This is a genomic window from Nonomuraea sp. NPDC005650, from assembly GCF_040605375.1.
GTDB lineage: Bacteria > Actinomycetota > Actinomycetes > Streptosporangiales > Streptosporangiaceae > Nonomuraea.
In genome coordinates this window covers 96782-114761 of sequence record NZ_JBEXCR010000019.1, presented here as the reverse complement: position 1 = coordinate 114761, position 17980 = coordinate 96782, and the positions used below count along the sequence as shown (strand labels likewise).

At 68.5% G+C, this 17980-nt stretch carries 18 protein-coding genes; 12 read left to right on the top strand and 6 right to left on the bottom strand.

The annotated features are described in order from the left end of the window. Window positions 1-7: 7 nt before the first annotated feature. From ABZS69_RS31225 to acs, 4 genes are all read right to left on the bottom strand, one after another. Window positions 8-451, bottom strand: coding sequence for a DUF309 domain-containing protein (locus ABZS69_RS31225; protein WP_355378833.1), 444 nt, complete (start codon window positions 449-451; stop codon window positions 8-10). Continuing rightward, complete coding sequence (locus ABZS69_RS31220) at window positions 448-1368, bottom strand: alpha/beta hydrolase (RefSeq protein WP_355378832.1); 921 nt, start codon at window positions 1366-1368, stop codon at window positions 448-450. Before ABZS69_RS31220 ends, ABZS69_RS31225 begins: the two co-directional genes overlap by 4 nt. After that, entirely contained in the window at window positions 1358-1798 is a 441-nt protein-coding gene (locus ABZS69_RS31215) for a phage holin family protein (protein WP_355378829.1), read from the bottom strand. The genes ABZS69_RS31220 and ABZS69_RS31215 overlap by 11 nt, the downstream gene beginning before the upstream one ends. A gap of 315 nt (window positions 1799-2113) precedes the next feature. Then, window positions 2114-4087, bottom strand: a complete 1974-nt coding sequence (acs, locus tag ABZS69_RS31210) for an acetate--CoA ligase (protein WP_355378827.1) — start codon at window positions 4085-4087, stop codon at window positions 2114-2116. 301 nt (window positions 4088-4388) lie between these two features. Between acs and ABZS69_RS31205 the strand changes: the two genes are divergently transcribed. The 8 genes from ABZS69_RS31205 to ABZS69_RS31170 all read left to right on the top strand — a co-directional run bounded on the left by ABZS69_RS31205 (window position 4389) and on the right by ABZS69_RS31170 (window position 14559). Then, a complete protein-coding gene (locus ABZS69_RS31205; RefSeq protein ID WP_355378826.1) occupies window positions 4389-5171 on the top strand; it encodes an oxidoreductase in 783 nt (260 codons plus the stop codon). A gap of 1572 nt (window positions 5172-6743) precedes the next feature. Continuing rightward, entirely contained in the window at window positions 6744-7784 is a 1041-nt protein-coding gene (gene ssd / locus ABZS69_RS31200; protein ID WP_355378823.1) for a septum site-determining protein Ssd, read from the top strand. After that, window positions 7781-8965, top strand: a complete 1185-nt coding sequence (locus ABZS69_RS31195; protein ID WP_355378820.1) for a TadA family conjugal transfer-associated ATPase — start codon at window positions 7781-7783, stop codon at window positions 8963-8965. The genes ssd and ABZS69_RS31195 overlap by 4 nt, the downstream gene beginning before the upstream one ends. A 22-nt stretch (window positions 8966-8987) precedes the next feature. Beyond that, a complete protein-coding gene (locus ABZS69_RS31190) occupies window positions 8988-9695 on the top strand; it encodes a type II secretion system F family protein (protein WP_355378817.1) in 708 nt (235 codons plus the stop codon). A 447-nt stretch (window positions 9696-10142) separates the two neighbouring features. Then, window positions 10143-10955: a type II secretion system F family protein gene (locus tag ABZS69_RS31185; protein ID WP_355378814.1), complete on the top strand. Its 813-nt coding sequence runs from the start codon at window positions 10143-10145 to the stop codon at window positions 10953-10955. 654 nt (window positions 10956-11609) lie between these two features. Beyond that, window positions 11610-11804, top strand: a complete 195-nt coding sequence (locus ABZS69_RS31180) for a hypothetical protein (protein ID WP_355378812.1) — start codon at window positions 11610-11612, stop codon at window positions 11802-11804. Between the two features lie 916 nt (window positions 11805-12720). Beyond that, the gene (locus ABZS69_RS31175) at window positions 12721-13803 is read left to right on the top strand and encodes a hypothetical protein (protein WP_355378810.1); all 1083 of its coding nucleotides are present in this window, start codon (window positions 12721-12723) and stop codon (window positions 13801-13803) included. A 297-nt stretch (window positions 13804-14100) separates the two neighbouring features. Further along, a complete protein-coding gene (locus ABZS69_RS31170; RefSeq protein WP_355378807.1) occupies window positions 14101-14559 on the top strand; it encodes a GNAT family N-acetyltransferase in 459 nt (152 codons plus the stop codon). On the opposite strand, the gene ABZS69_RS31165 is transcribed toward ABZS69_RS31170, so the two are convergent. Together ABZS69_RS31165 and ABZS69_RS31160 are read right to left on the bottom strand one after the other, a co-directional pair. Next, window positions 14513-15082, bottom strand: a complete 570-nt coding sequence (locus ABZS69_RS31165) for a TetR/AcrR family transcriptional regulator (protein WP_355378804.1) — start codon at window positions 15080-15082, stop codon at window positions 14513-14515. The genes ABZS69_RS31170 and ABZS69_RS31165 overlap by 47 nt on opposite strands. Window positions 15083-15130: 48 nt before the next feature. Further along, window positions 15131-16045: an alpha/beta fold hydrolase gene (locus ABZS69_RS31160; RefSeq protein WP_355378801.1), complete on the bottom strand. Its 915-nt coding sequence runs from the start codon at window positions 16043-16045 to the stop codon at window positions 15131-15133. Window positions 16046-16112: 67 nt separating this feature from the next. Between ABZS69_RS31160 and ABZS69_RS31155 the strand changes: the two genes are divergently transcribed. The 4 genes from ABZS69_RS31155 (at window position 16113) to ABZS69_RS31140 (ending at window position 17963) form a co-directional block, all read left to right on the top strand. Further along, window positions 16113-16334, top strand: coding sequence for a hypothetical protein (locus tag ABZS69_RS31155; protein WP_355378799.1), 222 nt, complete (start codon window positions 16113-16115; stop codon window positions 16332-16334). 390 nt (window positions 16335-16724) lie between these two features. After that, a complete protein-coding gene (locus ABZS69_RS31150) occupies window positions 16725-17192 on the top strand; it encodes a DUF4244 domain-containing protein (protein WP_355378796.1) in 468 nt (155 codons plus the stop codon). Further along, on the top strand, window positions 17189-17581 hold the full coding sequence (locus ABZS69_RS31145; protein ID WP_355378793.1) for a TadE family type IV pilus minor pilin: 393 nt from the start codon (window positions 17189-17191) through the stop codon (window positions 17579-17581). The genes ABZS69_RS31150 and ABZS69_RS31145 overlap by 4 nt, the downstream gene beginning before the upstream one ends. Next, window positions 17571-17963 carry an Rv3654c family TadE-like protein gene (locus ABZS69_RS31140; protein WP_355379027.1) on the top strand — a complete coding sequence of 131 codons (393 nt, stop codon included), beginning with the start codon at window positions 17571-17573 and terminating at the stop codon, window positions 17961-17963. The genes ABZS69_RS31145 and ABZS69_RS31140 overlap by 11 nt, the downstream gene beginning before the upstream one ends. Window positions 17964-17980: the final 17 nt, after the last annotated feature.

Genomic DNA, 17980 nt, shown 5'->3' with positions numbered 1-17980 from the left:
CCGCCGCTCAGCCGGGCAGCTTGTCCAGGATCACGGTTACGGCCTCGTCGGGGTCGCTGTCCTGGCCGAACCCCGAGGCCGCCTTGCCGACCGCGTCGTACGCGCCGCCGTACCCCTGGACCTTGGCGGCGCCGCGGCTGAAGAGGGTCAGCGCCCCGCGCCCGTTGCCGCGCTGCAGGTGCGTCAGCCCGACACAGATCTGCGCGAGGCCCTGCCAGAGCTCGCGCTCGTCCTCCGGCGCGCACTTCCAGCGGCCCTCGAACACCTCGTGCGCGTTGAACGGCAGCCCTTCGGCCAGGAAGCGGCGGGCGTCGGCCATGGCCTGCTCGGTGGTGGGGGCGTAGTCGTCGGGGACCCGGGGCATGCCCTGCTCGCCGTAGGGGAGCGGCCTGCCGTACGCGTCGCGCGGCCTGGCGTTACGCGGCCTGCCCTCGGGATCGCGGTCTCTCATCGCTCGGGCTCCGGATCGGCCAGCCAACCGAGCAGCTCGGTGTCGAACACGTCGGGGATCTCCTCATGGGGGAAGTGGCCGGCTCCTTCGAGCAGCCGCCACCGGTACGAAGCCGCCACGTAGCGGCCCGAGCCCTGCGCCGTCCGCGGCAGGGCGCGCGGGTCGAGCGCCCCGTGCAGGTGGAGCGTGGGGGCCTCGACCTCGGTACGCATGGCCCTGGCGTAGCGGCGGCCGTCGGGGCGCAGCTGGGAGCGGCCGAACCAGCGGTGGTACTCCAGCGCGCAGTGTGCCACGGCGGGGATGCGGAACGCCTCGCGGTACGTACGCGCGGTCTCGGGATCGGGCCAGCCCGGCCGCGACCAGTCGTTGAGCAGCCTGCCCACCAGGGCCGCGTCGCGGCGCCTGAGCCGGTGCTCGGGCAGCAGCGGCAGCTGGTGGCCCAGCGCCTGCCGGCTGGCCTTGAGCTGGCCCAACGGGTCGGTCAGCAGCGCCTTGCGCAGCCGCAGGGGATGCGGGGCGGACACGGCGACCAGCCGGTGCACGCACTTGGCGTCGAGCACGGCCATCGTCCAGGCCAGCAGGCCGCCCCAGTCGTGCCCGACCACGATCGCGCCGGTCTCGCCCAGGGCCCTGATCAGGCCGGTCGCGTCGGCGGCCAGTGTGGGCAGGTCGTAGCCGCGCGGCGGCTTGTCGCTGCCGCCGTAGCCGCGCAGATCGACCGCGACCGCCCGGTAACCCGCCTTCGGCAGGGAGACGAGCTGGTGACGCCACGTCCACCAGAACTGCGGGAACCCGTGCAGCAGCAGCACCAGCGGCCCCTCGCCCGCCTCGACGACGTGGAATCGGGTGCCGCCCGCGTGGACCGCGCGGTGCGTCCAGGGTCCTTCGATCTGTACGACCGACTCGTCAGGTGCCATCACGTGTCACCGGCTCACGATCGGGACGAACCGCGGGCAGCGTCTCGTCCTCGGGCGTGGCAATCTCCTTGAGCCCCTTGATCGATCTGGCGGTGCGCTTCATCCCGGCCAGTCCCTTGAGCCGCCTGACCCCGATGAACACCAGCAGACCCGCCGCCACCAGGTAGAACACGGTCACGATGAGGAATGCCGCCCAGTTGGGCAGCCACTGCGCCAGCACGAACGCGATCGTGAACGAGGCGAGGATCAGGCACAGGTGCGCCATGAAGGCGGCGGCGGCGAACAGGCCGCCCGCCGTGCCGACCCGCTTGGCGTCGAACCTGAACTCGGCCTTGGCCAGCTCGATCTCCGAGCGGACCAGGTCCGAGATCTGACTGCTCGCCTGGGCGACCAGCGAGCCCAGGGATTCTTCCTCGGGAGTCTGCGGCATGAACGTCTCCTATCGAGGCCTGGCGGCCGTGTCAAACATCATCCAGCGCAATGCGACGCTCGCGTACCGTGTATGAAGCAGCACCGCCGCCAGGAGCCCTTCCGACAGTTTCGCCAGGCTGAGCCGCGCTGACAGCCAGGCGCCCCGAACACGCCGAAACTTGTCGAGCGTGAGTCCCGCTATCACTCCCAGAACTACCCGATCGAACAAGATAGCGCCCGCGTCGGCTCCGCCGGGCTTCGCCCCCGGGCCACCAGGGTCTCAGGAGACAGGCGTATGTCCCTTTTTATCGGGACATACGCCTGGAAGGTGGGATCAGTCCTCGGACTTGGCGGACGGGAGCTTCTCCGAGATCAGGTTCATCACCGTGCTGTCGGCGAGGGTCGTGACGTCGCCGACGCTGCGGTTCTCGGCCACGTCGCGCAGGAGGCGGCGCATGATCTTGCCGGAGCGGGTCTTGGGCAGCTCGGGCACGACCAGGATCTGGCGCGGCTTGGCGATCGGGCCCAGGGTCTTGGCCACGTGGTTGCGCAGGTCGGCGGCGATGTCGTCGCTCTCCTCCGCCGAGCCGCGCAGGATCACGAACGACACGATCGCCTGGCCGGTCACCGGGTCGGTCGCGCCGACCACGGCCGCCTCGGCCACCTTCGGGTGGCTGACCAGCGCGCTCTCCACCTCCGTGGTGGAGATGTTGTGGCCGGAGACGAGCATGACGTCGTCCACGCGGCCGAGCAGCCACAGGTCGCCGTCGTCGTCCCTCTTGGCGCCGTCGCCGGGGAAGTACATCCCCTCGAACCTGCTCCAGTACGTGTCGATGTAGCGCTGGTCGTCGCCCCAGATCGTGCGGAGCATCGACGGCCACGGCTCGCGTACGACGAGGAAGCCGCCGCCCCCGTCGGGGACGCTGTTGCCCTGGTCGTCGACCACGTCTGCGGAGATGCCCGGCAGCGGGCGCATCGCGGCGCCCGGCTTGCCCGCGGTGACGCCGGGCAGCGGGCTGATCATGATGGCGCCGGTCTCCGTCTGCCACCAGGTGTCGACCACGGGGCAGCGCTCTCCGCCGATGTGCTCGCGGTACCAGACGTACGCCTCGGGGTTGATCGGCTCGCCGACGGAGCCCAGGATGCGCAGGCTGGACATGTCGTACTTCGCGGGGATGTCGTCGCCCCACTTCATGAACGTCCTGATCGCGGTGGGCGCCGTGTAGAGGATCGTGATCTTGTACTTCTGCACGATCTCCCAGAACCGGCCGCGGTGCGGGGTGTCCGGGGTGCCCTCGTAGATGACGCTGGTGGCGCCGTTGGCGAGGGGGCCGTACACGATGTAGGAGTGGCCGGTCACCCAGCCGATGTCGGCCGTGCACCAGTAGATGTCGGAGTCGGGCTTGAGGTCGAAGACCGCGTGGTGCGTCCAGGCGGTCTGGGTGAGGTAGCCGCCGGTGGTGTGCAGGATGCCCTTGGGCCTGCCGGTGGTGCCGCTGGTGTAGAGGATGTACAGCGGGTCCTCGGCGTCGTGGGGCTGGGCGGTGTGCTGGTCGCTCTGACGGTCGACCAGGTCGTGCCACCAGACGTCCTTGCCGCCGAAGGCGACGTCCTGGCCGGTACGGCGGACGACGAGGACGTTCTCGACCTGCGGGCACTCGGCGACGGCCTCGTCCACCGTGGGCTTGAGCGCCGACGGGCTGCCCCTGCGGTAGCCGCCGTCGGCGGTGATGACGAGCTTGGCGTCGGCGTCGTCGATCCGGCTCTTCAGCGCCGTGGCCGAGAAACCGCCGAACACCACCGAGTGGATCGCGCCGATGCGGGCGCAGGCCAGCATCGCGATCGGCAGCTCGGGGATCATCGGCATGTAGACGGCCACCCGGTCACCCTTGCCGACGCCGAGCTCCTGCAGGGCGTTGGCGGCCTTGCTGACCTCGCGCTGGAGGTCGCCGTAGGTGAGGGTACGGGTGTCGCCCTCGGGCTCGCCCTCCCAGTGGTAGGCGACCTTGTCGCCGCGGCCCTCCTCGACGTGGCGGTCGACGCAGTTGTAGGCCACGTTGAGCTCGCCGCCGACGAACCACTTGGCGAACGGGGCGTTCCACTCGAGGGTCGTCTCCCACCGCTTGGCCCACGCCAGCCGGTCGGCCGCGCGCTCCCAGAAGGCGAGACGGTCGGCGGCGGCCTCGTCATATGCGGCGGCGGTCACGTTCGCGGCCGCCGCCAGGTCAGCCGGCGGTGCGAACCGGCGGTTCTCCTGTAGCAGGTTCGACAGCGCCTGGGTCTCGTTGCCGGGGGTCTCCGGGGCCACCTCGTGCTCCTTCTATGGCCAGATTGGATAGGTCGTGTCCCACTTCACCAGCTCACGGCCTCCACACACAAGAGGTCTAGACAGGTCTGTACCGAGGGGCCTCCGCTTATCAGGTCGCATGACAACCGCTATTGAAACGTTGTCATCCTGAAATCTGGTGGGGACCCATAAAGGGTTGCGCATATTCGATCGACGGGATTTCTCGACGCACCGTGACCTTTTGAGCGCGCGCTGCCTTCCTCCGGGGTGCCGGTACGGTCGTCACCGGGAGCGGTCGTACTCGCGGGTAAGGTCGGTTCCCGTGAGTGACCCACTGGCTGTCATCGCGGAGTTCCCCGGCGTCCCCGAGGCGGTGGAATCCGCCAGGCAGGCCGTCGACCGGCTGTACCGCCACCGAGTCCTGCGCCGGGCCAGCCCGGCCGTCTCCACGGAGTCGTCCCTGCGGGGCGCGCGGGCCTCGGCGTCCTTGGAGGGCGTGGACGTGCCCCTGGACGCCCTGCGCCGGGACGAGGTCCACGACCCGCTCGTCCAGGGCGCCCTGCGCGCGTCGGCGGAGCTGGGCCGGCTGGGCTCGACATGGCGGGCGTCGCCGCGGCAGGTGCTCGCCCGCCTGCACGCGGTGGCGGCGACCGGCCTGGCCCCGCAGGCCGTCCTGGGCCGTCCGCGGGCGGTGGACGAGGCGCAGGACCCGCTGGGTCTGGGGCCCGCGCCGAGCGTGTCGGAGGCGGCCACGCGCATGGACGGGCTGCTCGGCCTGCTCGAACGCCCCACGAAGGCGCCCGCGATCGTGCTGGCCGCCGTCGTCCACGCCGAGCTGGCCGTACTGCGTCCCTTCGGCACGGCGGACGGGATCGTGGCACGCGCGGCCGAGCGCCTGACCCTGGTCGAGTACGGCCTGGACCCGAAGTCCCTCGTGGCCGTGGAGGTCGGACATCTGGAGCACGGCTCGTACGCGGAAGCGTTGAGGGCGTACCTGAGCGGGACCCCGGAGGGCGTCGCGCAGTGGGTACAACAGTGTGCCTCCGCGGTAAGCCTGGGGGTGCGCGAGGCGACCGCCGTCTGCGAGGCGATGCAAAGAGGCTGAGGTCACGGCGGCGGAGGCGCAGGTTGGGGCGTCGGGCCGAACCGCTGACATAGCTGACGGCGTCTCAGTCAAGAGACGCCGTCTGCCGGCGCATCACACCGGGTTACCAAGCGTGCACCTGTATTCGTCGGAGCGGGTCAAGCCCGTCACGACGCGCCTCCCGCGGCTGGTCGCGCGTGGGTGCCCGGCTGATGCGCCCGGACAAGAGGTCCGTGACACCTTTCTACGACGGATCCGCCCTGATGGGAAGCCCTCGGACCAAGACCTTTACCAGGCGATGAGGGGCGCCCTGGCATACCCCGCCATGGCCACCCTCCGTGATCTGGTTACCAAGCTGTGATGATTACAGAGAGTGATCGCCTTTATGTGATCGTTATGGCGCAGACAAAAAACTTGGCGAAAATGCGAGATTGCTCCTCGACGAAACTCGAGTCCATCGGGCAGCATACGGGGGTATCGCCCGAAACTGGAGCGACTGTGCACGGAGTACCTTTGCCAGTCCCTTGCCAGGCTCTGGTGAAGTGATGAAAGCTTTCTTCTGAAACGGGACCGGCTCTACCCCCCCGGAGCCGGACCGATCAGGCGACCCCCGCTCTCCCCCCCGGCGGGGGTCGCCCCTTTTCCACCCACTCTCGTAGGGCCCACCCCCACCACCACACCCCTACGAAGCACCTCACCCCCGCACCTCCCTACAACGGGCCTTCCACCAAGCACCCACGCTCCCCACGGCGGGCCTTCCACCGAGCACCCACGCTTCCCATGGCGGGCCTTCCGAGCACCCACGTGCGCTCCTGCGCTTCCCTGCGGCGGGCCTCCCCCGAACCTCTGTGCTCCCTCACGGCGGGGCTCCACCGAACGCCCACCCGCGCCTCTGCGCCTTCCTGCGGAGGGCTCTCCCCGAGCACCCCCACGCCTTCCATGGCGGGCCTTCCACAGAGCAGGTTTTGCACTTCCCCATGGCGGGCCTTCCACCGAACGCCCACACGCACCGCGGGGCCTTCCTACGGCGGGCTCTCACCGAGCACCCCGCCCGCGGTCTCTGCGCCGTCCCCACGACGGGCCCCCACCAAGCGCCCCCGCCTCGCGCCTTCCCGCAGCGGTCCCACGCCGAGCGCCACACCCTCGCCTTTCCGCGTCCCCGCGTCCCCGCGTCCCCGCGTCCCCGCGTCCCCGCGTCCCCGCGTCCCCGCGGTGCACCTCTCGCCGAGCGCCACGCCCCGTGCCTTCCCGCAGATCGGGTCTGGCCATCACGCTCCCCTGCGAGAAGCCGCCCACTGAGCCGCCCTCGCCACCCTGACCACCTACCACCACAGTCACCACGGCGCGCTTCTCCGAGCACCCCCCATCGCAGCCTCCACCGCAGCGGCGCCAACCACCGCGCCACATCCGGGCCCCGCCCCGGTCCCGGCCCCCACCGCCGTCATCATCACGCCGCACCACCACACCCGATATCCACAGCCCCACCCCACCCCCACCCAACAATCCCCAGAACCCCGTTCACCCTCTCCCCACCCCACCCACCTCCAGCAAGGTTGGCCTCCCAACGCCACCCACCACCCCAATGAGGCCGACATGCACCGCCCCCTGGTCATCACCGAAGACCACGCCCTGCTGGACGACCTCGTCCGCATAGCCGCCGCAGCCGGCGCCCAACTCGACGTCGCCCACGTCCCCGCCCACGCCCGCCCGTTCTGGAACCTGGCCCCACTGATAGCGGTAGGCGCCGACCAGGCAGACGCCGTGGCGGCGAGCTCACCCCCCACCCGAGACCAGGTCCTCCTCGTGACCCGGGCCCCGGACGACCCGGACACCTGGCGAAAATGCGTGGCCGTGGGAGCCCAGACCGTCCTGACCCTCCCCAACGACGAACGCCACCTGGTCGAGCGGCTGGCAGACGCCATGGAGCCCGACCCCCGCTCCGGATCCGTGATCTGCGTGATCGGCGGCCGAGGCGGGGCAGGCGCGAGCGTGCTGTCGGCCTGCCTGTCCCTACGCGCCTCCGGCGACCACCTCCGTACCTTGCTCCTGGACGCCGATCCGCTGGGCGGCGGCATAGACGCACTGCTGGGCCACGAGGAAGCATCGGGCGCCCGCTGGGGAGACCTGGTGGCCAGAGAGGGCCGGATCAACTCCAGCGCCCTTCAAGCCGCACTGCCGTCGTTCGGCGACCTGGCGGTCCTCTCCTTCCACAGAGGTGAGGTGGCGGCGATCCCAGCCCAGGCGATGCGCTCCGTCCTGGAGGCGGGTCAGCGAGGCTTCGACCTGATAGTCGTCGACCTTCCCCGCCACCTAGACCCGGCCGCGATCGAGGCCCTCACCAGAGCGAAGACCACACTGATGGTCGCCACGGCCGACGTACGCGGCATCCTCTCGGCCGTACAGGTGCTGGGCGAAACCCGCAAACACACCTCCGACATCCGCGCGATCCTCCGCCCAGGAGTCGTGGACGACGACATGGCCGCTGCCGCCCTGGGCATCCCGTCCGTTGGCAACCTGCCCGACCAGCCGAGACTCACCGCCACCCTCAACCGCGGCGAGCTACCCAAACTGGGCCCCCGCACCGTGCTGGGCGCCCTGTGCACCACACTCCTGCGAGACCTCCTCCCGACATGAGCACCCCGAAATCGCCCGCACCCACCGAAGCCGTGTCCCAGGAACTGGTGGAAGCCGTTCGGGTACGCCTGGCCAGAGCAGGAGTAGAACCCAGCGCCGCCCAGGTGGCAGTGGCCCTGCGAGCCGAGAAATCCGTGTACGGCGACGCGGAGATCCTCGCCGTGGCCAGGGCCCTCTGCGCCGACCTGATGGGCGCCGGCCCCTTGGAGCCGCTCCTGGCCCGGCCGGACGTGACAGACGTCCTGGTCAACGGCCCACGTGAGGTGTGGATAGACGATGGCAGCGGTCTACACCGCACTTCTGTGACCTTCACGGACGACGGGGCCGTCCGCCGGCTGGCCCAGCGCCTGGCGTCCGTCGCGGGCAGAAGACTCGACGACGCCTCCCCGTACGTGGACGCCAGGCTCGCCGGCGGCGTCCGCCTCCACGCCGTGCTTCCACCGGTGGCGTCGGGCGGCACCTGCGTTTCGCTACGCCTACCACCGCGCCGTACGTTCACCCTGGACGACCTGGTGGCGGCGGGCACGATCACCCCATCCGCCATCCCGGTGCTGACCGCCATGGTGAGCGCCAGGCTGGCGTTCCTGGTGACAGGCGGCACAGGCACCGGCAAGACGACACTCCTGTCAGCCCTGCTGTCACTCGCCGACCCGGCAGAACGCCTGCTCCTGGTAGAGGACTCAGCCGAGCTCCGCCCTCTCCACCCGCACGTCGTCCGCCTGGAAACCCGCCCGGCGAACCTGGAAGGCGCAGGCGGCGTGAGCCTGCGCGACCTGGTACGCCAAGCGCTCCGAATGCGCCCAGACCGCCTGGTGGTGGGGGAGGTCCGAGGCAGCGAAGTGGTGGACCTGCTGGCCGCCCTCAACACTGGCCACGAAGGCGGCTGCGGCACGCTTCACGCCAACACCGCGGCCGACGTACCCCCTCGCCTGGAAGCCCTGGGCTGCGCAGCGGGCCTGACCAGGGAGGCCGTACACAGTCAGCTGGCCGCGGCACTCGACGCGGTCATTCACCTGACCCGCGGCCGCCCGGACGGCCGACGCCGTATCGCCGAGATCTGCCTGCTCTCCAGAACGTCGGCCGGCTTCGTCGAGTCGATCCCAGCCGTGACCTTCGACGCCAGGGGCAACTCCCAACCCGGCCCCGCCTACGAAGCCCTCTCCCGAAGAGCACAGCCATGAGCCCCAAGACCAAGGCACCACGATGACCGGCGCTCTCATCGCAGCACTGTCCACAGCCTGCGCGATCTGGCTGTGGACAGCCCCAGACACCCCCACCACCCGCCTGACCAGGCTCGTCACAGGCAGGAACAAACCCCGCTGGACCTCCCTGACCACCCGCCTCACCCGCCCGACCCCCGCCCGCCGCGCACAGCTCTGGCGCCACGCATCAATAGAGCTCTGCCAATCCCTGTCGGCGGAGCTGTCGGCCGGACGCACCCCCGGAGAAGCCCTGACCAGGGCAATCACATCAGTGGACTTCCCGGACGCGGAGACCCTGCGCCCAGTCGTCGCCGCGGCAAGAGACGGCGGCGACGTCTCCGCAGCCCTCACCTCATCCGCCCCACCTCAGGGAGGCGAGGGCCTCCGCCAACTGGCAGCTTGCTGGGAAGTAGGCGTCACGGTGGGCGCAGGACTGGCCGCCCTGGTCGAGCGAGTCGCGGGCACATTACGCGCAGCCCAAACCCACCGCCAGGACGTAGCCGCCCAACTCGCAGGCCCTCGCACCACAGCCCGCCTCCTGGCTGTACTGCCCGCCCTCGGCCTCCTCATGGCCGCAGCCCTCAACATGCACCCTCTGGACTTCCTCCTAGGCAGCCTCCCCGGCCTCATGTGCCTGCTAGCAGGCATCGCCCTCGACGCCTGCGGCCTGTGGTGGACCAACCACATGGCAACCCAAGCCCAGACCTAACCCAACCCCCCCAAGAACCAGACCAACACCCCAAAACACAAGCCCAAAACAACCACCCACACACAAACCCAAACCCACATCCACCCACCTGAAGCCCGTCACCTCACCAAAACCCACAACCCAGGCCAGGTCGGCAACCCAGGCCAGGCCAGCAATGCAAGCCAGACCAGCAACGCAAGCCAGGTCCGCAACCCGAGGCGGACCCGCAACCTAGGCAGGAGACGTCACCCAAGGCAGAACCAGCCAGACATCGGCAGGCGCCGCAACCGCAGCAGAACCCTCCGCTCCAGGCAGGACCCTTACCCACCCAGCACCCGCCGCTCGCCAAGCCCGCTGGCCCACCACGCCAGCCGACTCACCACGCCAGCCGCTCGCCAAGCCCACTGATCCACCACGCCAGCCAACCCATCAAACCCGCACCACACCGAACCGATCGGACCACGCCCAATGCTCGAATGGCTCTCCGCCTTGCTCGCCGGCCTGGCCACGTGGATGTGGTTCTCTCCCCGAACCCCAGCAGAACGCCTGACCCGACTGCGCCCACCAGCCGGGCCCTCACCCGGACCCGAGCACAACCCTCAAGAGCCGCATCCAACCCAACAAGCGCAAGCCCAAAATGGCGATGACGAGCCACCTTGGCAAGATCCCCCTTCACCCCGCATCACCCGCAAGACGATCACCATGGCCACCTGCACAGGCCTGTTGACCGCGCTCCTGATCGGCGGCATCACCGGAACCATCGCCGGCCTCCTGGTCACCCCGGCACTGGCAGCCTTCCTCCACAAGAAGCAACCCCAGCAGAACCACCGCGACCGCCGCCGAATCGCAGCAGACCTCCCCTTCGCCGCCGATCTGATGACCGCATGCCTGCTCGCCGGCCGCCCGGTGAGCGACGCCACGGAAATCGCCGCCAACGCGATCGGCGGCCCCCTCGGCCAGCGGCTGAAGTGGGTCAGCACCCAACTACGCCTGGGCGCCGATCCCGACCCCACCTGGGCCACCCTCGCCAAGGACCCAACCATGGCCCAACTTGCCCGAGCGATGAGCCGAGCAGCTCAAAGCGGCGCACCTGTGGCGGACGTCCTGACCCGCCTGGCCGACGACGCTCGCGAAGCCGCCAGGGCCAATTCCGTCGCCTCAGCCAGAAGTGTCGGCGTAAAGGCAGTAGCCCCACTCGGCCTGTGCTTCCTCCCGGCATTCGTCCTGCTTGGAATTATCCCCGTAATAGCCGGGCTGGCCTCCACAATCATCCTCCCGTAGAACGACGACGCCGTAGCCGTCTACGTTCCCAGGACAAGCAGACCATAAAGGAGATGTCGTCCCCGCCAAGCCCTGCCTCGCGAAACAACCTTAAGTCCGCCTATCGCACCGAAAGAAGCCTCCCACAACTCCACCACAAAAAACGCCCTTTCGGGCTCCTCTTGACGAAGGAGCTTATAACCCCCATTTGGGGGGCAATATTGACGACCCAGTACCGAACCTCGCAATCGAAGTACATCCTGGATATCCAGGCGAACGACAGCCCCAGTCCGCCTCACAACCCCACCGGCACCGAGACCCTAACGAGGCACCAACCGCAGAAGCGCCCTTCCAGGCCAGCCTCCTGCCGGACGAGGCAACCAACCTCGGCAACCGCACCAGGCCTCCGCCCAGAACCGCGGTTGCTCATGCCTACATCGCTTCCCCGCGCCCCCAAGGCTTATGGGGGGCACCGCTGCCTGGGCCGCTACGTCGCCTTCCGCGCCCCAACGCCGCCCCTACGCCGAGCTTGGCCTGAGCTTCCAGCCGCAGACGGGAAGGCTCAGGCCAAGTCTCACGCAGGTGCAGCGAAAAGATCGAGTCCGAGTCGCCAGCCGATCACTGTGCCTTATCGGGATTACGACCTTTGCGGCATTGCGGTCGGTTGGATGCGCGGTGCTCGTTCATGTGCCGTTGAAGGGCTGCCACCTCGTCGCACAGAACGGCGAGGTCTCGCCTTATCGCGGTTTGGACGTTGCTGATGTCGGCCTGCATTTGGGCCATGTCGGCCGCGGTTCCTTTGTTGCTGTGGTGCTGGCCCGCTTTGAGGGTTTGGAGGTGCAACAGCAACTCGAGGATCTGTGTCTCTAGGTCCATGAATTCCCGCCTTTGTGCCAGCTCAGACGAGTTCCCGGGGTCTGATGACGGGCCGGGTTTTGCTGCTTGAGCACACGATGACAGAAAGTTCACACCTGCGGCAGCCATCCATCGTGGCCAGAGTGGGGTTCTTCATACACAAGCTGAAGTTGTTTCTTCCGAGGGAGAGGATCGGACGCCGTCCTAAAGAACACGAATGGGCCCATGGCCGGGAGAAACGGGGCGAAGCGACAAGTCCATGGTCAGACCGCATGTCGAAGATCGACAGCGCAGAGGTCTCGCCGGATGACCGGGCAGATCCATCTGCCCGAGCCCCCGCCAGCACCTTCTCAGCGGCGGGCCGGGCACATCCGACCGACACACAGTGGAGCGGTGCTGGAGCCCACTACCCCACCCATGGATTTCTCCAACGCCCTCACACCGCTTCCCCGCACATCCGACGCCGCCTTGGAAGCGCGATGCCGCCGTCTCCTCGACGGTGCCTCGGGAGCACGATGCCGCGCTCTCCCCAACTCCGCGGGTTGAGGGTGCGATGGTGCCGTGCATCCGGCGCCACCCCTGAGGCAGGATGCCGCCGTCTATCAGACTTGGGTGTGGTTCTTCCACAGTGACTGGTTCGATCAGCCCGTGGGGCATATTGGTCCTGGTGATGGTGGGCGAAGGCGCTGCTTCTCTCGGTCAGCTATCTCCCTACGCGATCAGCGACCGCGACAACCGATCATCCTCGGCCTCCAACCGCGCCCGCACCTCGGCGAGTTGCTCACCAAGCTCCTCGACCCGCTGCCGGGAATCGGCCTGCCGCCGCGCGAGTTCCCGGCAACGATTCCACTGCCACGAACTCGGCCCTACGCCCATCCATCTGAGTACGAATACTCATGTGCCGTTCTGGCGGCCTTCATACGCTTCGATCATGTCTCTGAAGCTGACCGCCACCGGCCCGTGGCTCGGGTGGGCAACCGTCATCGCGGCGGCCGCAGCCGCCGCCGGCCTCTGGCTGGGGTGGACCGCCCCTATGGGCGACGGCAACGACCGTTGGAAGCTGGTGGCCGCCCAGTCGTCGGTCACCTACGGACAGGTCATCGCCACCGGCGAGCACGACGCCTGGGCCTTCGGCTGGGACATCCTCGGCATCGGCGCCTGGCTGCCGATGGCCGACGGCCCGCACCGCCCCACAGCCTTCCACTGGGACGGCGACCGCTGGACGAAAAGCGACTTCCCGGTGACACGCGGCAACATCGGCCCGGTCGCCGCGTCCGCCCCCTCCAACGTGTGGGCCCTGGCCGGCGACGAGGGCAACACCGCCGTCCTGCGCTGGGACGGACGTGCCTGGACCATCGTCCACAAGCTGCCCGGTACGGCCGGAAGCCTCGCCGTCACCGCCGACAACGACGTGTGGATCTTCGGCGACCATAAGACCTGGCACTACAACGGCGCCACCTGGTCGGAACAGAGCGTCTCCTTCTCCGCCTTCCGAGTCAGCGCCCGCTCCGCCACCGACATCTGGGCCCTCGACGGCGACGCCCCCTTCGTGCACCACTTCGACGGCAAGGTCTGGACCCGAGTCAACCTGACCGAAGCGCTGCCCAAGGCCGCACCACTGTCCGACGACTTCCCACCCGACCCGACCGGCCCTCGGCTGACCGCCATTACCGCCGACCCGTCCGGCACCTGGATCACAGGGGAGATCGGGGCGTCTTCGTTTCTGCTCTTCCAGACCGGTTCCGGCTGGCGCAGCGAGGACACCTCCGCGAAGGCCGGGCGTATGGTCCGTGACCTCCCACCCGTCCCCGATGGCAGGGGTGGCCACTGGTTTCTCGGTTCCACCGACATTAACGGTTACGACTCCGCTCTCGCCCACCGCGACCCCTCCGGCCGCTGGACCAGGGTTTCGTCCGGCGGCGAACTGACCTCGCTGTCGGCCGTCCCCGGCGGCCCGCTCCTGGCCACCGGAGTAATCGGCAAAGCTTCAGGCGTCTTCCGCAACCTTTCCTGAAGCAGGCCGTGCAGCACCTCGGCCTCCGTTCCAGCCATGTCCGCTCCCACGCCTTCACTCATCGGAGAGTCAGCAACCCGATCAACCAGCCCAGACCACAACCCCCAGCTCATACAGTCACTGCAAAAGAGCTACACCCATCAGACTTGGCCCTTGAAGGTGCGCGTGCCGTACGCCCGATGCCATTTCCGAGGCCCGATGCCGCCGCCTGTCCAAATCCGCTATGCCGACCGGGACCCTGGCGCACGCTCGCAGCGGGAGGTGGTCCACATGGCCCCGCGTACTAGGTTCTTGTCCGTGCAAGGATCCGAGGTAAAGATCAGAATCGGCAGCCGGGATGACGTGGATGCTGTGCTGGAGTTCTGGCGGCTGGCCGCCGAGGGCACCGATCGGCACGACTCGCCCGGCAAGATAGCCGCGCTGTTGGACCGCGACCCCGAGGCCTTGCTGATAGCGGAGTGCGGCGGCGAGATCGCAGGGACCGTCATCGCCGGTTGGGATGGCTGGCGAGCCCACCTGTACCGCCTTGCCGTCCACCCGTCCCATCGCCGCAAGGGCATCGCCACCGCGCTGCTGGTGAAGGCAGAGGCCCGCTTCGCCGGCTTCGGCGCCTTCCGGGCCGATGCCATGGTCCTGCACGACAACACACTTGCCCACTCAGCCTGGAACGCCGCCGGCTATGCCCCTCAACCGCAGTGGTCCCGCTGGGTCAAGCCGCTGCCGGCCCGAACAGGCGGTCCAGGTGATAGTCGATGATCTTGATGGCGGCCTCGTGGCTGCGCTGTCGGCTGAGAACACTGGAGGTCAGGCCGTTGGCGAGAGCCAGAAGGCCGGCGACTTCGGTACGCGGATCACGATCGGGGGAGATGTCTCCGGCCTGCTGCGCGGCGGTCAACCGTACGGTGAGGAAGTTTTCCAGCGCGTTGGGCAGGGTGACCCCGACCGCGGCGAGCGCTGGGTCGGTGAGGGCGGCGGTGTAGTAGGCGGTCCAGGCCATAGAGTCCAGTTTGCTCTGCTCGTCGAAGGGCAGGATCGCGCCGAGGACGGCGGCGAAAACGCCTCGTGGTGTCAGCTCGCCCGCGGCGGCGGCGGCCCGCTGTTTGACCCGGCGGTCCATGCGGGCACCCAGTTCGGTGAGGCCGGACTCGAGCAGGGCCCGCTTGTTCGTGAAGTAGTACTGGACCACGCGCAGCGAGACCCCGGCCTCGGCGGCGATCTCACGCATCGACACTGCCTGCAGGCCCCGCGTGCTGGCGATGCGCAGCAGCGCCTCGGTCAAATGGCGCCGCCGCTCATCATGATCCACCTGTCGGGGCATGCCCGTTTCCTACCTGTTGTTCGAGTTGTGCTTCGGCGTTGCGGTCCCGGGCCGCACCTGGCCGGGAAAGGCGAGGATCCGCTTGGCGACCAGGTCCGGAGCTTCGACGGGTAACCCGTGTCCGGTGCCGGGCACGATCTCCACGCGCCAGGACGGCGCGATGTCGGCCAGCCGTGCGGCCACCGCCTGCGCGTCGAGGAGCGCGCTGCGGGCGCCCAGCAGCACCTGTACGGGCACGGACAGCTCGCGGATCTGCTCGTCGGTGTAGGCGGGCGGAAGAGGCAGGCGTCGGCGGAAGGACCATCCGGCCTGCATCAGGCTCATCAGCCCATCCTCACGCAGCGCCCCGTTGCCCACTACGCCGGCCATAGGGTGTCGCAACGTACGAGGAAGCATGGAGGCGATGGCGCCGGCAAGGGCCCACCGGACGAACCGCCTGGGCAACGGCGCGAGGCCGCCCGGGTCCACCAGCGTCAGCGCCGCGACCCGGCCGCCCCCGCCGAGTTGTTGTTCCACCGCGGTCCAGCCGCCGTAAGAGAAGCCCGCCACGTGGGCGCGCTCGGCTCCGACTGCGGCCAGTACGTCGGTGAACCAGCCGCCGACCTCGGCACCGGTCGCGAGCGGCCGCGTCTGAACCGAGCGGCCTGGCTCACCGAGAGGGTCGAGGGCAAGGACCGGGCGCGTGCGCGCCAGCGGCTCGATGTAGCGGTACCAGGCCAGCGCGTTCCCGCCGGCGCCGGCCACGAGGACTATGGGGTCTCCTGTGGCGGGTCCGGCCCGGTGGATCCGCACAATGCCGGCGTGGGTCTCCACGTCGACGGCGTCCACCGGGACCGGCCACAGCTCGCCGAGCACTCGGTCATAGACGGCGTAGTACTTGTCACGGGCAGAGTCGCTGGTGAAGGCGGACGGTCGGTCAGGCATGCGCATGATGACCCCATCTCCCGAATGGATACAGTCGTATCCTAAAAGATGGCTGGCGAGGGCGTGAATGCGGGTGACGGAACGCGTTCCCGCACTGCCCGTCATCGCCCGTGTACGCCCGGCCAACACCGCCTCTCAACGGGTGGTGGTGCGCGTTGGTCTGGTGCGGGCCGAACACCTCGACATCGCCGGCGAGAAGGGCTTGGACTGGATCTTCGTGAAGAACGTGATTTGGCTGAGCCGCGTCGTCATGCTGTCGTTCGAGTTCGCAACAATCAGTCCCTGCTGACCTTGCTGTCTGGCGGCACCGTGCTGGGGGCGAGCGCTGAGTCTTGGGGTGCTGCTACTTCTCGCCGACATTCCGGACCCGGGCCACCCCCGTTGACGGCGCCGCCCCGATGACGGCGCCGCCCGAGTTGGAAGCGCTGCCCTCCCCATCAGCAGTTCCCATCCACCGACAGTGCCCCGTGTCGACAGTGCCCTCCGGGTGCAAAAAGCCTCAGGGCTCAACGGCTTCGAGACGCTTCATCCACAACGCTGGGCTCGCGGAACTCACTCATCCACAGAACGTCGTTCGGTCCATCGTCCGGAACCCGGCTTCGGCCAACCTAAGGACTCCCGCCGGACAAGACCCCGGCTCCGAGCACCACCTGGAGGCACGATGCACAGTCCCGCCACCATGCCAGACGACATCAAAGCCGCCCCAGACGCCAGTCACGCCACGTCAAGCAACGAAGCAGCCGGTAAGTTCTCGCTCAGCCGTACCCGGATCACCCGAAGCACCCCGCGGGCCCTCAACACCACCGCACAAGCCGCTCCCAAGACCACCAAGTCGCAAAGGGAAACCTCGACCAAGCCGCCGGCAGAAGCCCTGAGGCCGTCGACCATCACCGCGAGCACTCAAAACGGATCACCCAAGCCGGCCCCGTCCGGGCCCACCACCAGCCCCGCATCTGCGCGACCCAACAGATGGCTTCATTACGCGACGGTCAACCGGGAGCGTGGCATGTCCACGGCCGAATACGCAGTAGGCACGATTGCGGCCTGTGCCTTCGCCGCGCTTCTGTTCAAGGTGGTGAGCAGCCCAGAAGTCCAGGAAATGCTGAAGGCACTCATCGATCGAGCACTCAACACCGTCACCGGATGACCCTCCGCCAAGCGCGGACCTCCCTGGGTAGAAAGCGGTCGGCATCGCGGGGCTCGGTCACGGCCGAGACCGCCGCGGTGCTGCCCGCGCTCATGGTCGTACTCGCAGCCGCGCTGTGGGCCATTCAGGCTGTCAGCGCCCAGCTCGAATGTGTGGACGCGGCCCGCGCCGCAGCACGAGCAGCAGCCAGGGGCGAACCTCTCGACCAGGTCATGGCCCGAGCCCGTACGGCCACCCGCCAAGAAGCACAGGTAGCCGTAACCCGCGACACAGAAACCACAAAAGTTCAGATCGCCATAGAAATACGACCACCCTGGGCCCAGCCATTGCCCGCAGTGCAAATATCCGCCACAGCCACCGCCGACACCGAGCCGGGATATCTCCCGTGACCATAGGCAATCGAGCCCTGCAGGAGAGGAGGTCTCCATCAATCCCAAGGAAAAGGGCTCAGCCACGCTATGGGGTGTGGCTCTCATGGGCCTCCTCATGGCGGTCGCCGCGGCGTTCGCCATGGTGGGCTCGGTACGTGTGGCACGCCATCGCGTAAACAGCGCCGCCGACCTGAGTGCCCTTGTAGCAGCCAAGCTAGCGATAACCAACCCGGAAGCCGCCTGCGCCCGAGCCGCCACCCTGGCCAAGCAGAACGGGGCGGAGCTGATCCGATGCGAAATCACCAACGAAATCGCCGACGTCTGGACCTCGCTGCCGATCTCACTACCGATATTAGGCCCACGTACGCTGACAGCCAGATCTCGCGCCGGACCGGCATGAACGACCCCTGACCACGC